This is a genomic window from Streptococcus sp. SR1, from assembly GCF_000526075.1.
Lineage (GTDB): Bacteria > Bacillota > Bacilli > Lactobacillales > Streptococcaceae > Streptococcus > Streptococcus halitosis.
In genome coordinates, this window is record NZ_JATR01000021.1 from 95,403 (window position 1) to 109,201 (window position 13,799).

Here is a 13,799-nt window from a genome sequence, read left to right on the forward strand (position 1 = left end):
AGCTTCTAGCTGTCCTTTTCTCAGTACTAAAAAGCCTCTTCCCAAAGGAAAGAGGACTATTTTTTATTGATGAACTGCTTGAGCTGCTGTGATAAGGGTCAACTTGTACACATCATCTGCATTACATCCACGAGAAAGGTCGTTAACTGGCTTGTTTAAGCCTTGCAAAACAGGTCCGACAGCCGCAAAACCACCAAGACGTTCTGCAATCTTATAGCCAATATTCCCCGCTTCGATACCAGGGAAGATAAAGACAGTTGCTTGCCCAGCAACGTTACTTCCTGGAGCTTTCAATGCTGCAGTTTCAGGGTGGAAGGCCGCATCAAATTGCAACTCACCATCAATCTCAAGGTCAGGACGCAAGTCGTGAGCAATTTTAGTTGCTTCTACGACCTTATCAACACTATCACCAAAACCTGAACCTTTAGTAGAGTAGCTCAACATTGCAATTTTAGGTTCGATGCCAAACATTTTAGCTGTAATAGCCGAGTTGATAGCAATCTCAGCCAAGGCTTCTGCATCTGGATTGATATTAATGGCACAGTCACCAAATAGGTAACGTTCTGTCCCACGGACCATGAGGAAGGCACCTGAAGTACGAGTTACATTTGGAAGAGTTTTAATGATTTGAAGTGCAGGACGAACTGTTGCAGCTGTTGAGTGAGTAGCACCTGATACCATACCGTCAACCAAGCCCAAGTAGACTAGCATCACACCAAAGTAGTTGACATCTTCAACCAAAACTTTGCGCGCTTCTTCTTCAGTCATTTTACCCTTCCGACGCTCTACCAAGGCAGTGACCATTTCTTCGAATTGAGGATAGTGTTGAGGGTCGATCACTTCATAGCCATCCATAACCCCTTCGATTTCAAGATAAATTTTGATTTTTTCTGGGTTCCCAAGCAAAACAGGAACAACTTCTGTTTCTTTTACCAAGCGTTTAGTGGCCTGAAGAATACGAGGTTCTTGCCCTTCAGGGAGAACAATACGAGCATTTTTGCCAACTAAGTTGGCTTTGAGATTTTCAAAAACTTCCATGAGTTTTCTCCTTTAATAAAATAAATTATACTCCAAATAGTTTTTAAAGAGTATTAGTTGATAACTGAGTAATAAGATTGCTGAAATCATCCGGTAAGGGGCTTTCTAGCTGCAAATCGTGCTCTAGAAAAGGATGATAAAAAGATAAATAATGACAATGCAGAGCCTGACGTTGGATACCGTCATCCAGACTACCACCATACAAATCGTCTCCCAACAAAGGAAAGCCAATATGGGAAAAATGCACTCGTATCTGATGAGTTCGTCCAGTATGCAGGCGAATATCGACTAGGTGAATATTTCCATAAGACGCTACAACTTTGTAAGACGTATGAGCGTATTTCCCACCTTTGGCAACCCGTCTCGTGATAATGGAGTCCACATCACGCGCAATTGGTGCGATAATCTCCCCTTCTGGCTCCAAGACACCAGCTCCTTTAACTAAAGCAAAGTAACGTTTTTCGATAGACTTTCGTTGCAACTGCTTGTCTAAACGTGCATGAGCGTAGCTGTGCTTGGCAAAGAGCATCAAACCAGATGTATCTCTATCTAGCCTAGTCACGATGTGAACTTGCTGGTTTTCATAATTTTGCTTGACATAGTAGCCCTTGATAAAATTGGCAATGGTATTGGAGTGATTGACACTTGGGATGGATGCTACTCCATAAGGCTTATTTAAAACCAGAAAATGGTCATCCTCATAGAGAATATCCAGTGGACGCTCAATTGCTTCAAGACTCTCAAAGCCTTCCTCAGCTGGAATATCGATGGTAACCCTATCTCCAATATCTAAGAGATGGATTGCATTTTGAGGTTGGTCATTGACCAGAATAGCCCCACCTCGAAACTTAATCTTAGCCAAAAGTCCCTTAGAAACCTCGTGTTTCTTAAGAAACGTTTTGACCTTAACGTGCTCATCTGCGGTAAATTCGAACCTCATTCATCCACCTCGCCGATGAAGGCATCTTTGACACGATTCCAGAAACTAGTGTGACTTGGAGTCGCTACGAAGTGAATCTTATGATGGTCGATTTGATACTCAACCCGTTCGATATTACGGAAGGAATAGACACTGTTATCGACTGATATCGTGTGGTAATCATTGCGTGTCGGTAATAGTTCAATCTTATCTTTTTTGGGAATAATGATTGATGATCCCAAAGTGCGATAGACTCGATTATTGAGGCTCGCTATTTCCGTCAACTGCAAGGCTTCAATAGTAGGATGCAAGACAGCTCCACCCAAGGACTTGTTGTAGGCAGTACTTCCCGTCGGCGTTGAAACAGTCACTCCATCTCCACGAAATCGCTCGAACGGAACATGGTTAATGATGATATCCGCAACCATGGTCCGGTCTGATCGACGGATACTCGCTTCATTTAAGGCCCGGAAGATTTTCACTTCTCCATTTTCAAGCGTTACCTTGACATTTAAAACAGGATAGGAAACTTTGGCACCAGTGTCTAGCAGAAGATTGGTCACCAACTGATCCAGCTCAAAATCACGATAATCTGTGTAAAATCCCAAATGCCCTGTATGAACACCTACAAATCGAACTTTGTCTAACTGATTCTCATACTTGTGAAAGGCAGACAAAAGCATCCCGTCACCACCAATCGAAATGACGATGTCGGGATTGGTATCGTTCAGTATAAAATGTTGTTTCTTTAGTTTTTCCCTCAGCTCATGCAAAACCTTCTGACTCTGCGGCTTTCTATTTGCTATGAGGTCAACTCGTTTACCTGTATTCTTCATCTGTATCGTCACTATTTCCTACACCATCGTTTAATTTTCTGCTCAATGGATCAAAGAGAGCCTGCGCTTCCTGGATATCATCACGAATCTTACCCATTTCTTCATCCAGTTGATAGGCTATTTTGGCCGTGATTTCCAGTCTTTTCCTGATTTCTTCTGGAAAATCGCCCTGATACTTATAATTGAGCGAGTGTTCAATCGTAGCCCAGAAATTCATGGCTAACGTCCGTATTTGAATCTCCGCCAAAATCGTCTTCGCTCCGTTGATCGTATCAACCGTGTATTCGACAACCACGTGATAAGAACGATAACCCGAAGCCTTACGATGAGTGATATAATCTCGTTCCTGAACGATTCTCATATCTTGGCGTTTACGTAGAATCTCAACTACTTCTTTAACATCATCAACAAACTGAACCATGACACGTAACCCCGCAATATCTTGCAAGTCATTTTCTAAAGTTGCATAAGTAATTCCTCGACGAGCCATTTTTTCTTTGATACTTTCAATCGGTTTTACCCGACCTGTTACAAACTCAATCGGAGAATGCTTGTTTTGCTTACGATACTGTTTGCGAATCCCTCGAAGTTTAATCTTCAATTCACCAACAGCCTGAATGTAAGGATCTAAAAATTCTTCCCATTCTATGGTCATACTTTCTCCCTTGTAATGTTTGATTGCTCTGTCGAAAATCTTTGATTTTTTCAGTACATTCGTATACAATAAATACATTGTCCATTATACCATAAATCGCTTTCAAAGATATAGAAAAGGTTGAAAAAATGAAACATTTAGAAATAGAATTGAAAACACTTCTGAAAAAAGAGGACTATGAGCATCTAAAAAAACAGTTTTCCCATATCCAACCCGTCCTTCAAAAAAACTACTACATTGACACACCAGATTTCCAATTGCGTGAAAAGAAGGTTGCCATGCGCATTCGCACTTTTTCAAATTGGGCGGAATTGACCTTAAAAGTGCCTCAAACTGTAGGAAATATGGAATACAACCAGAAACTAACTCTTTCAGAGGCTGAATCATACCTAGAAAAACAAAAACTACCTCAAGGGCTCGTTCTAGAAAAGCTTGCTAAAATTGGTATTGAAAGTCATGACTGGCTTATTTTAGGCTGCCTTTCAACCCTTCGTTATGAAACGAAAACAGAAATTGGCTTAATGGCCTTAGACGAAAGTCACTACTTTGACCAAACGGACTATGAACTCGAGCTTGAAGTCACCGACCATGAAAAAGGGAAAGCCGATTTTCAGAGATTTTTAGATGATAATCAAATAACTTATCAGAAAGCTCCATCAAAATTAATTCGTTTTATTAAAAGCATGAAAAAAAGCTGAAATAATCTCCTTTTTTTGGTAGAATAGAAAAGATAAAAATAAAAGAATCTTGCTTTGAAAAACAAAACTTTCTCAAAGGAGATTCACAAAGTTTACAGAGGACGGTCTATAATGTCAGATAGAAACAACATGAAACTTTTCACCCTAAACTCTAACCCAGAAATCGCTCAAAAGATTGCGGATACAGTTGGTGTACCTCTCGGGAAATTATCCTCTCGTCAATTTTCTGACGGCGAAATCCAGGTCAACATCGAAGAAAGTGTCCGTGGTTACGATGTTTACATCATTCAGTCAACTAGCTACCCTGTTAGCAACCACTTGATGGAATTATTAATAATGGTTGATGCTTGTGTACGTGCAAGTGCTCATAGTATCAACGTTGTCCTTCCTTACTTTGGTTATGCTCGTCAGGATCGTATCGCTTCTTCTCGCGAACCCCTCACTGCAAAACTAGTTGCCAATATGCTTGTCAAAGCTGGTGTAAGTCGTGTTCTAACGCTTGATCTCCACGCTGTTCAGGTCCAAGGTTTCTTTGATATTCCTGTAGATAATCTTTATACTGTTCCTCTATTTGCTAAGCACTACTGTGATAAAGGACTCCTTGGCTCCGATGTTGTTGTTGTCAGTCCAAAGAACTCTGGTGTTAAACGTGCACGTAGTTTGGCTGAATACCTTGATGCTCCTATCGCTATCATTGACTACGCCCAAGACGATTCTAATCGTAACGAAGGCTATATCATTGGGGATGTCGAAGGCAAGAAGGCTATCTTAATTGACGATATTCTAAATACTGGTCGTACTTTCTCTGAAGCTGCCAAAATCGTTGAACGTGAAGGTGCAACTGAGATTTATGCAGTATCTAGTCACGGTTTATTTGTTGAAGGTGCAGCAGACCTCCTTGACGCTACAAACATCAAAGAAATCCTAGTGACAGACTCCGTAGCAACCAAAGAAAGAACTCCTGAAAATGTATGTTACATTACTGCTAGCGAGTTAATCGGAGATGCGATCGTCCGCATCCATGAAAGAAAACCAGTCAGCCCACTCTTTGCTTACAACAAAAAGAAATAAGGTGATTCTTTGATTTATTTGGACAATGCTGCTACTACTCCTATGTCAGCAGTTGCTATTTCAGAAATGACCAGGGTCATGCAAGAAGCCCACGGTAATCCTTCTAGTATTCATAGTCATGGTCGACAGGCTGGCAAACTCTTGCGAGAATCCCGTCAGGAACTAGCCCAGTTATTGGGGACAAAATCTCAACATATCTTTTTCACGTCTGGCGGTACAGAAAGTAACAATACAGCCATTATTGGCTATTGTCTCCGCCATCAAAATCGTGGAAAACATATCATAACGACAGCTATTGAACACCATTCTGTGCTTGAGACTATCGATTATCTGGTGCAACATTTTGGCTTTGAAGCGACCATCATCCAACCAGTAAATCAAGAAATTACTCCCCAGCAAATTCAAGAGGCCTTACGTGACGATACCATTCTCGTTTCCACTATGTATGCTAATAATGAAACGGGCAGTCTCTTACCTATCGCTGAGATTGGACGTGTTTTAAAAGAGCATCCTGCGGCTTATCATGTAGACGCTGTTCAAGCTATCGGAAAAGTTCCTATCCATCCTGAGGAATTAGGAATTGATTTTCTCAGTGCTTCTGCCCACAAATTCCATGGACCAAAGGGAATCGGCTTTCTTTATGCTTCTTCCGCGGACTTTGATTCCTATCTTCACGGTGGAGACCAAGAACAAAAGAAACGGGCTGGAACAGAAAACCTCGCTGCCATTGTAGGCATGGTCGCTGCTCTTAAAGAGGACTTAGAGCAGCAAGCTGAACATTACCAAAAACTAGAGGGGTTAAAATCTGCTTTTCTAGATGAGATTGCAGATCTAGAATACTATCTCAATGAAAGCCAACACCAGCTTCCTTATGTTGTCAATATTGGCTTTCCTGGTCAAAAAAATGATTTGCTCTTGCTACGGTTAGACCTTGAAGGAATTTCAATTTCTACTGGTTCAGCTTGTACCGCTGGTGTTGTACAAACCAGTCATGTGCTTGAAGCATTTTATGGACCAGATTCGCATCGTTTAACAGAATCTGTCCGTATCAGTCTCTCTCCTCTTAATACCGAGGAAGAACTGAAACAACTCGCACAAACCTTAAAAAATATTATTGGAGATTAATCTAATGGCATTCGAAAAAACCATTAAACTACAAAACTGCCACTACGACTATACACTTAGCCCATCTGTCAAAAAGTTCACACTGAAAGATAATACTTTCTTTGAAACAAAAGTTGGAAACTTCGAACTAACTCGTCTGCTTGAGAAAGTACCTAACAGCGGTGAAGGCTTCAACCTAAAAATCATCATCAATAAAGACCTTACAGGTGCTAAACTCAACATCACTGACAAATCTGGCCTTCGTTTGGTCAATATCTTTAAATCAGAAGACCACCACATTCATCAGGAGAAATTCTACTTCCTCATGGACAGCCTTGTAGAACGCGGAATCTTCACAAAAGAAGAAAGATAATTGGCTATGTATCGACTTACCTATCAAGATAACTATCACGTAGAACGTACACTTGAATATAAGGATTACGAAGAGCTTATGTTATCTCTATCAGGTTGTGTAACTCTTCCAGATACATTCCTAGTTACCTCATTAACCTTTGATGATAAAGTTATCTATCAAGGATTGGTCGGAGATCTCTACCGTTTTCTATCACAAGCTAATTTTTAAGACTAAAACTAAGATTTTCTTAGTTTTTTCTTGTTTTTGTTGATTTTTTCACAATGTTTCTATAAAATAGAAGAATAGAAAGGTTGTGGTTTTGTGAAAGATAAACAGTCTGCTATTCCAAAAGCAACAGCAAAAAGACTCTCTCTCTACTATCGAATTTTCAAGAGATTTCATGCCGAGAAAATCGAACGTGCCAACTCTAAGCAAATTGCAGAGGCTATCGGTATCGATTCTGCGACTGTTCGTCGTGATTTTTCCTATTTTGGCGAACTAGGTCGTCGTGGTTTTGGTTATGATGTTAAAAAACTGATGACTTTTTTTGCTGATCTCCTAAATGATAACTCAATTACGAATGTTATGCTGGTTGGGATTGGAAATATGGGGCATGCCCTTCTCCACTACCGCTTCCATGAGCGTAACAAGATGAAAATCATCATGGCATTTGACCTAGATAACCATCCAGAAGTCGGGACCCAGACACCTGATGGAATTCCAATCTATGGTATCTCTCAGATTAAAGAAAAAATCAAAGAAGCAGATGTTAAAACTGCTATCCTAACTGTTCCAAGTGTTAAATCACAAGAAGTCGCCAATCTTTTGGTCGATGCAGGTATAAAAGGTATTCTCAGTTTTTCCCCTGTTCACCTCCACCTTCCAAAAGATGTGGTCGTTCAGTATGTCGATTTGACAAGCGAACTCCAAACCCTCCTCTATTTTATGCGTAAAGAGGATTAGAAAGCGAAAGCATTTATGAAAAAACCAGTTATTGGGATTACAGGAAATGAAAAAGCTCATCCAGATGATGACATCATGATGAGCTATGCAGCAAAGGGCTTTGTTGAAGGAGTCAAGGACGCTGGCGGAATTCCAATCATCCTACCGATTGGTGATCAAGAAATGGCTACCCATTACATCAGTATCATTGATAAGCTCATCCTAACGGGTGGGCAAAATGTTGATCCAAAATACTATGGTGAGCCTAAAACCATTGACAGCGATGACTACCATCTTCAAAGAGATATTTTTGAATTAGCCCTTATCAGAGAAGCGATTAAACAGAAGAAACCAATTTTCTCTGTTTGTCGGGGTACTCAACTTTTCAATGTCGCCATGGGAGGCACGCTACACCAAGATATCGAGGATCATTGGCAGGACTGTTCAGCTGAATACACGACCCAACACCTCATAACGGAGCCTGATACCATTCTCCGAGAAATCTATGGAGAAATCTCCCATATCAACTCCTTCCACCACCAGAGTATTAAAGATCTAGCTCCTAATCTTAAGGTTGTAGCACATGATCCTAAAGATGGAATCATTGAGGCTGTGACAACTACGGACGGCTTTCCTTATCTTGGTGTTCAATGGCATCCTGAATTTCTCTTTGAAAATCGACCCAAAGATAAAACGCTATTTGACTATGTTGTTAACGAACTCTAAATCAGATCCGTCTTTTCACGGTAACTAAAGTAATCCGAGTGCGAGACAATCAGATGGTCCAAGAAAACAATTCCCATCAGTTCGCAGGCTTCCTTGACTAGTTTAGTGACATGGTCGTCGTTTCGACTAGGAGATACAGCACCAGATGGATGATTGTGAACGAGAATCACTGAGGTAGCCATATGCTTGAGGGCATAGTGAAGAATTTCCCGTGGTTCAGCGATGCTCCGTGTCGCAGATCCGATAAAAATAGTTTGCTGATGGATGATTTGATTTTGAGTATTGAGATAGAGCGCCACTAGGTGCTCTTGTTTTTTGTCACCAAGTTCCTGTTGCATTTTCTTGGCTAGCTTTTGACTACTGAGAATACTTTCCATCTCAAGAGTTTCGTGTTTGTGAATACGATGCCCTAGTTCAATCACCGCTTGTAATTCAATGGCTTTTATTCGCCCTATACCAGACAGACTCTGCAATTCCTGTAGGGTCATTTTTTTCAAATCGGTTAGACTGTTAAGACTATTCAAGACTTTTTGGGCAATTTCAAAGACATTTGCCTGACGCGTTCCCGTTCTGAGCAAAATAGCTAACAACTCTTGATTGCTTAGAGCCTCTACTCCCTCTTTGACTAGTCTTTCTCTAGGCAAGAGTGAATCTTCTTGGAATGAAATACTGTACATAAAAATCCTCCTCACTTTATTATTCGTGAGGAGGATGAAAAATTAGATTTTTTTCTCAATTGGGGCAACGCTGGCTAGGAGTTTTTTCAGACCGACTTCTGGGAAAGTGATTTTCAACTCCTGAGCATCACCGCTACCAGAGACTTCCAGAACAGTTCCCTCTCCCCACTTCTTGTGGAGAGCAATATCTCCAATAGACCAGTTGGTATCGCTTGAATCTTTTTTATTTCCTCCTGCAAACTGTCCAAATGGAAGACCACTTGACTGGATAGAGCTTGGTGCGGCATTACGTTTCCGTTCTTGAAGCGCCTGAGCCAAACTCATTCCTTGACCGAAAGCAATCCCACCACTGCTATAAGAGGCTTTAAAGCTAGTATTCGCTGGACGGGCCAAACCTTGATACTCAAGCAAGTCCGAACTAATTTCATTGATAAAACGAGTTGGACGATTGTAGTTGGTACGCCCAAAAAGCAAGCGAGAGTTGGCATTGGTCAGATAAAGGATCTTTTCTGCGCGTGTGATACCGACATAGGCCAAACGGCGTTCTTCTTCTAGCTCATCTGGATCTTCAGCTGCACGGCTAAGGGGAAAGACATTTTCCTCCATTCCGATGATAAAAACAACTGGGAACTCAAGTCCCTTAGCTGCATGGAGTGTCATCAAAGTCACCTCAGATGTCTCTTGACTGCCCGAATCCGTGTCTGCAATCAAAGCCAAGTCATTCAAGAATCGACTGAGTTTGTCCAAACCTGTTTCCTCTTCTTGACTATCAGGATTGTCGTCAAAATTCTTGGTAACAGATAGGAACTCTTCGATATTTTCAACTCGCGCCTTGCTTTCTAAGGTCGCTTGGGCATTGAGAATATCGATATAACCAGTTTTTTCTAGAACAGCCTCAACCAGCTCGGTGATAGTTAATTGATCCAGTTTTTCCCGCAAATCCAGAATCATATTGGCAAAATCCCAGATAGACTGGGCTGCTTTTCCTTTGATGCTAGACAGCATGATATTAGCTGAAGCATCCAGCATAGACATCTCTTGCATATTGGCAAAATCCCGGATTTTCTCAACAGTTCCTGGGCCAATTCCGCGTTTAGGCTCGTTGATAACACGCTCAAAACTGATATTGTCACTCAGATTGGCAATGAGATTAAGATAGGCGATAATATCTCGGATTTCCTTACGGCTGTAGAACTTGGTTCCGCCAACCATAGTATAAGGAATATTGGACTTGAGCAGGGCTTCCTCAATAGTACGAGATTGCGCATTGGTTCGATAAAGAACTGCAAAATCTTTGTGGAGGAAGTTGTGACTACGACCAAGTTCATCGATGGTTTTGGCTACAAAAACAGCCTCATCTTGTTCGTCATTTGCACGATAGTAAATAATCTGTTCCCCATCAGCATTCTGGGTCCAGAGATTCTTAGGTCGACGATTTTTATTGTTTTTGATGACATCGTTGGCTGCTTGGAGAATGGTTTTTGTTGAACGATAATTTTCCTCTAACAAAACGACCTTGGCGTTAGGGTAATCTTTTTCAAAATCTAAGATATTCTGCATATCGGCCCCACGCCAACCATAGATAGACTGGTCCGCATCGCCGACCACGCAGATATTTTTAAAGCGTGAAGCCAAAAGTTTGACCAATTGGTACTGGGCATGGTTGGTATCTTGGTACTCATCAACATGAATGTACTGGAACTTCTGCTGATAGTAGGTCAAGACATCAGGATTCTGATCAAAGAGACGCAAAGTCAACATGATCAAATCATCAAAGTCAACGGACTCAGACTGACGAAGCTCCTTCTGATAGGCCTTATAACACTGGGACACGATTTGTGTGTACATATCGCCAGACTGGGCAGCATAAGCTACATCATCAATCAAGTCATTCTTAGCATTGGAAATGGTTCCCAAAATAGTCCGTTCATTCCATTTTTTAGGATCCAAGTTCAACTGCTTGAGAATGCGTTTCATGAGGGTTCGCTGTTCACCAGGATCTACAATAGTGAAATTCCGATTGTAGCCAATATGATCCGCATCGCGACGTAAGATACGAACACACATGGAGTGAAAGGTCGCAATCAGACAGTCCTGGGTTGCTGGATTAAGGCTATAAGCACGCTCCTTCATCTCACGCGCAGCCTTGTTGGTAAAGGTAATGGCCAAGATATTCCAAGGATTGACCATTTTTTCATCAATCAAGTAGGCGATTCTGTGAGTTAAAACACGAGTCTTTCCAGAACCAGCCCCCGCCATGATTAACAAGGGCCCCTCTGTCGTTTGCACCGCCTCAGCTTGACGGTCATTCATTCCATTCAATAATGCGTTCATTTTCTCTTCCTTACTCTTGAAGTCAATGTTTCTATTATATCAGAAATCAGAGAAAATATCTTTAGCTAGACTGATTGCGTGTGGAATTCTACTCTTTCATATCATCAGGAGGAGTCAATGACTTTTGCATCCAAACGATATCATGCCATTTTCCAAACTTATAGCCTATCTTAGGGAAATGAGCTACTTGTTCATAGCCTCTCTTTTGGTGAAGAGAAATGCTTCTATCATTTGGTAAAGCAATACAAGCTAAGAAGCGTAAGTAACCCCTAGACACTAGTTCTTCCTCCAGACGGTCATAGAGTAGACTCCCTAACCCTCGACCTTTGGCTTCTTGATGCAAGTAAATTGACACTTCGACTGACCAATCATAGGCTCTCCTATCATAATAGGTGGAAGCATAGGCATATCCCAAAATTTTGCCTTCTTCCACTAGCACTAGATAAGGATATTTAAGCAAAGTCTTTTGAACTCTTCTTTGAAATTCTTCAACACTTGGCACCTCGTATTCAAATGTAATGGCTGTATTAAGGACATAAGGAGCATAAATAGCAAGTAGGTCCGGAATATCAGACTCCCTTGCTGTTCGAATCGTTGGCATATATTTCTCTTTCTAAAATCGAAAATGAGCTTGGATAGCTTTTCCAAACTCATTTGAAATCAATTGCAATATACTAGAATAAGCCTAAAACGGTTCCATCACTTTCAACATCCATGTTGAGAGCGGCAGGTCGTTTTGGAAGGCCTGGCATGGTCATAACATCACCTGTTAAGGCAACGATGAAGCCTGCACCTAATTTTGGTACCAATTCACGGATGGTAATTTCAAAGTTTTCTGGGGCTCCAAGTGCATTTGGATTGTCAGAGAAACTGTACTGAGTTTTAGCCATACAGATTGGCAATTTGTCCCATCCGTTTTGAACGATTTGAGCGATTTGCGTTTGGGCTTTCTTCTCAAAGTTCACTTTGCTACCACGATAGATTTCAGTGACAATTTTTTCAATCTTTTCTTGGACAGAAAGGTCATTGTCATAAAGACGAGTGTAGTTGGCTGGATTTTCAGAGATAGTCTTGACAAGCGTTTCAGCAAGCGCTACGCCACCTTCTGCTCCATCAGCCCAGACACTAGCCAACTCAACTGGAACATCGATTGAAGCACAGAGTTCTTTCAAGGCTGCAATTTCAGCTTCTGTATCAGAAACAAATTCGTTAATCGCAACAACTGCTGGAATACCAAACTTACGGATGTTCTCAACGTGGCGTTTCAAGTTAGCAAAACCGGCACGGACCGCCTCCACATTTTCCTCTGTCAAAGCGTCCTTAGCTACACCACCATTCATCTTAAGGGCACGAAGGGTAGCGACGATGATAACTGCATCTGGAGATGTAGGCAAGTTTGGTGTCTTAATGTCAAGGAATTTCTCAGCACCAAGGTCTGCACCAAAACCAGCTTCAGTAACCGTATAATCAGCCAAGCGAAGGGCTGTGCTTGTTGCCAAAACAGAGTTACATCCATGAGCGATATTAGCAAATGGACCACCATGTACAAAGGCAGGTGTACCATAAATTGTCTGAACCAGATTTGGTTTGATAGCATCTTTCAAAATTAATGCTAAAGCACCCTCAACCTGCAAATCACCAACAGAAACAGGTGTTCGGTCATAGCGATAGCCGATAACGATGTTAGCCAAACGGCGTTTCAAATCCTCGATGTCCGTAGCCAAGCAAAGAATAGCCATGATTTCAGAGGCAACTGTAATATCAAAACCATCCTCACGAGGAATACCATTTAGAGGACTACCAAGTCCAACGGTTACATGACGAAGGGCGCGGTCGTTCAAGTCCACAACACGTTTCCAGAGAATACGACGTTGGTCAATTCCCAGCTCATTTCCTTGGTGCAAGTGGTTGTCAATCAAGGCTGAAAGAGCATTGTTGGCAGTTGTAATGGCATGCATATCCCCAGTAAAGTGGAGATTGATGTCTTCCATTGGTAGGACTTGGGCATAACCACCACCAGCAGCACCACCCTTAATCCCCATTACTGGGCCAAGAGACGGTTCGCGAATAGCAATCATGGTTTTCTTGCCGATTTTGTTCAAGGCGTCTGCCAGACCAATGGTAATAGTTGATTTCCCCTCACCTGCAGGTGTTGGGTTGATGGCAGTAACCAAGATCAATTTTCCAACTGGATTGTTCTCAACTGCACGAATTTTATCAAAGCTGAGCTTAGCCTTGTACTTTCCATACAATTCCAAATCATCGTAAGAAATACCAAGTTTCTCAACAACATCAACGATTGGTTTCAACTCAATACTCTGTGCGATTTCAATATCTGTTTTCATTCAAAACTCCTCTAACCTCTAATATGATAACTCATTATAACACAAAAAAAGTTTTTTCACATACAAAAAGCTTAGTAAAGTTTATAAACATAAAGTTTT

At 41.4% G+C, this 13,799-nt stretch carries 15 protein-coding genes; 7 read left to right on the top strand and 8 right to left on the bottom strand.

Features of this window, described 5'->3' with window-relative positions:
- Window positions 1-63: 63 nt before the first annotated feature.
- From pta to HMPREF1518_RS07560, 4 genes are read right to left on the bottom strand one after another with little or no spacing between them, the layout of a single operon-like run.
- The gene (gene pta, locus HMPREF1518_RS07545) at window positions 64-1,038 is read right to left on the bottom strand and encodes a phosphate acetyltransferase (RefSeq protein ID WP_033585300.1); all 975 of its coding nucleotides are present in this window, start codon (window positions 1,036-1,038) and stop codon (window positions 64-66) included.
- Window positions 1,039-1,081: 43 nt separating this feature from the next.
- Entirely contained in the window at window positions 1,082-1,978 is an 897-nt protein-coding gene (locus tag HMPREF1518_RS07550; protein ID WP_033585301.1) for an RluA family pseudouridine synthase, read from the bottom strand.
- The gene (locus HMPREF1518_RS07555) at window positions 1,975-2,793 is read right to left on the bottom strand and encodes an NAD kinase (RefSeq protein WP_033585303.1); all 819 of its coding nucleotides are present in this window, start codon (window positions 2,791-2,793) and stop codon (window positions 1,975-1,977) included. Before HMPREF1518_RS07555 ends, HMPREF1518_RS07550 begins: the two co-directional genes overlap by 4 nt.
- Window positions 2,777-3,448, bottom strand: a complete 672-nt coding sequence (locus HMPREF1518_RS07560; RefSeq protein WP_007516769.1) for a GTP pyrophosphokinase — start codon at window positions 3,446-3,448, stop codon at window positions 2,777-2,779. The genes HMPREF1518_RS07555 and HMPREF1518_RS07560 overlap by 17 nt, the downstream gene beginning before the upstream one ends.
- A 128-nt stretch (window positions 3,449-3,576) precedes the next feature.
- Between HMPREF1518_RS07560 and HMPREF1518_RS07565 the strand changes: the two genes are divergently transcribed.
- From HMPREF1518_RS07565 to HMPREF1518_RS07595, 7 genes are all read left to right on the top strand, one after another.
- Window positions 3,577-4,146 (top strand): CYTH domain-containing protein, encoded by a 570-nt coding sequence (locus HMPREF1518_RS07565; protein ID WP_033585304.1) that lies wholly within the window; start codon window positions 3,577-3,579, stop codon window positions 4,144-4,146.
- Between the two features lie 111 nt (window positions 4,147-4,257).
- Entirely contained in the window at window positions 4,258-5,217 is a 960-nt protein-coding gene (locus HMPREF1518_RS07570) for a ribose-phosphate diphosphokinase (protein ID WP_001283847.1), read from the top strand.
- Between the two features lie 9 nt (window positions 5,218-5,226).
- On the top strand, window positions 5,227-6,342 hold the full coding sequence (locus HMPREF1518_RS07575; protein WP_033585306.1) for a cysteine desulfurase family protein: 1,116 nt from the start codon (window positions 5,227-5,229) through the stop codon (window positions 6,340-6,342).
- Between the two features lie 4 nt (window positions 6,343-6,346).
- On the top strand, window positions 6,347-6,694 hold the full coding sequence (locus HMPREF1518_RS07580) for a DUF1831 domain-containing protein (RefSeq protein ID WP_033585307.1): 348 nt from the start codon (window positions 6,347-6,349) through the stop codon (window positions 6,692-6,694).
- Window positions 6,695-6,700: 6 nt separating this feature from the next.
- The gene (locus tag HMPREF1518_RS07585; protein WP_025169551.1) at window positions 6,701-6,904 is read left to right on the top strand and encodes a DUF4649 family protein; all 204 of its coding nucleotides are present in this window, start codon (window positions 6,701-6,703) and stop codon (window positions 6,902-6,904) included.
- Between the two features lie 93 nt (window positions 6,905-6,997).
- Window positions 6,998-7,639, top strand: a complete 642-nt coding sequence (locus HMPREF1518_RS07590) for a redox-sensing transcriptional repressor Rex (protein ID WP_033585308.1) — start codon at window positions 6,998-7,000, stop codon at window positions 7,637-7,639.
- A 15-nt stretch (window positions 7,640-7,654) separates the two neighbouring features.
- The gene (locus HMPREF1518_RS07595; RefSeq protein WP_033585310.1) at window positions 7,655-8,344 is read left to right on the top strand and encodes a gamma-glutamyl-gamma-aminobutyrate hydrolase family protein; all 690 of its coding nucleotides are present in this window, start codon (window positions 7,655-7,657) and stop codon (window positions 8,342-8,344) included.
- On the opposite strand, the gene radC is transcribed toward HMPREF1518_RS07595, so the two are convergent.
- The 4 genes from radC to HMPREF1518_RS07615 form a co-directional block, all read right to left on the bottom strand.
- The gene (radC, locus tag HMPREF1518_RS07600; protein ID WP_000286939.1) at window positions 8,341-9,021 is read right to left on the bottom strand and encodes a RadC family protein; all 681 of its coding nucleotides are present in this window, start codon (window positions 9,019-9,021) and stop codon (window positions 8,341-8,343) included. The two genes, HMPREF1518_RS07595 and radC, sit on opposite strands and share 4 nt — an antisense overlap.
- A 42-nt stretch (window positions 9,022-9,063) precedes the next feature.
- Window positions 9,064-11,355 (bottom strand): DNA helicase PcrA, encoded by a 2,292-nt coding sequence (pcrA, locus tag HMPREF1518_RS07605; RefSeq protein ID WP_033585311.1) that lies wholly within the window; start codon window positions 11,353-11,355, stop codon window positions 9,064-9,066.
- An 88-nt stretch (window positions 11,356-11,443) separates the two neighbouring features.
- Complete coding sequence (locus HMPREF1518_RS07610; RefSeq protein WP_033585313.1) at window positions 11,444-11,956, bottom strand: GNAT family N-acetyltransferase; 513 nt, start codon at window positions 11,954-11,956, stop codon at window positions 11,444-11,446.
- A gap of 73 nt (window positions 11,957-12,029) precedes the next feature.
- On the bottom strand, window positions 12,030-13,700 hold the full coding sequence (locus tag HMPREF1518_RS07615; RefSeq protein WP_033585314.1) for a formate--tetrahydrofolate ligase: 1,671 nt from the start codon (window positions 13,698-13,700) through the stop codon (window positions 12,030-12,032).
- Between the last annotated feature and the right edge of the window lie 99 nt (window positions 13,701-13,799).

Excerpts from the sequence above, each read along its gene's own strand:
- pta (WP_033585300.1), bottom strand. The coding sequence starts at position 1,038 with ATGGAAGTTTTTGAAAATCTCAAAGCCAACTTAGTTGGCAAAAATGCT.
- HMPREF1518_RS07550 (WP_033585301.1), bottom strand. The coding sequence starts at position 1,978 with ATGAGGTTCGAATTTACCGCAGATGAGCACGTTAAGGTCAAAACGTTT.
- HMPREF1518_RS07555 (WP_033585303.1), bottom strand. The coding sequence starts at position 2,793 with ATGAAGAATACAGGTAAACGAGTTGACCTCATAGCAAATAGAAAGCCG.
- HMPREF1518_RS07560 (WP_007516769.1), bottom strand. The coding sequence starts at position 3,448 with ATGACCATAGAATGGGAAGAATTTTTAGATCCTTACATTCAGGCTGTT.
- HMPREF1518_RS07565 (WP_033585304.1), top strand. The coding sequence starts at position 3,577 with ATGAAACATTTAGAAATAGAATTGAAAACACTTCTGAAAAAAGAGGAC.
- HMPREF1518_RS07570 (WP_001283847.1), top strand. The coding sequence starts at position 4,258 with ATGTCAGATAGAAACAACATGAAACTTTTCACCCTAAACTCTAACCCA.
- HMPREF1518_RS07580 (WP_033585307.1), top strand. The coding sequence starts at position 6,347 with ATGGCATTCGAAAAAACCATTAAACTACAAAACTGCCACTACGACTAT.
- HMPREF1518_RS07585 (WP_025169551.1), top strand. The coding sequence starts at position 6,701 with ATGTATCGACTTACCTATCAAGATAACTATCACGTAGAACGTACACTT.
- HMPREF1518_RS07595 (WP_033585310.1), top strand. The coding sequence starts at position 7,655 with ATGAAAAAACCAGTTATTGGGATTACAGGAAATGAAAAAGCTCATCCA.
- radC (WP_000286939.1), bottom strand. The coding sequence starts at position 9,021 with ATGTACAGTATTTCATTCCAAGAAGATTCACTCTTGCCTAGAGAAAGA.
- pcrA (WP_033585311.1), bottom strand. The coding sequence starts at position 11,355 with ATGAACGCATTATTGAATGGAATGAATGACCGTCAAGCTGAGGCGGTG.
- HMPREF1518_RS07610 (WP_033585313.1), bottom strand. The coding sequence starts at position 11,956 with ATGCCAACGATTCGAACAGCAAGGGAGTCTGATATTCCGGACCTACTT.
- HMPREF1518_RS07615 (WP_033585314.1), bottom strand. The coding sequence starts at position 13,700 with ATGAAAACAGATATTGAAATCGCACAGAGTATTGAGTTGAAACCAATC.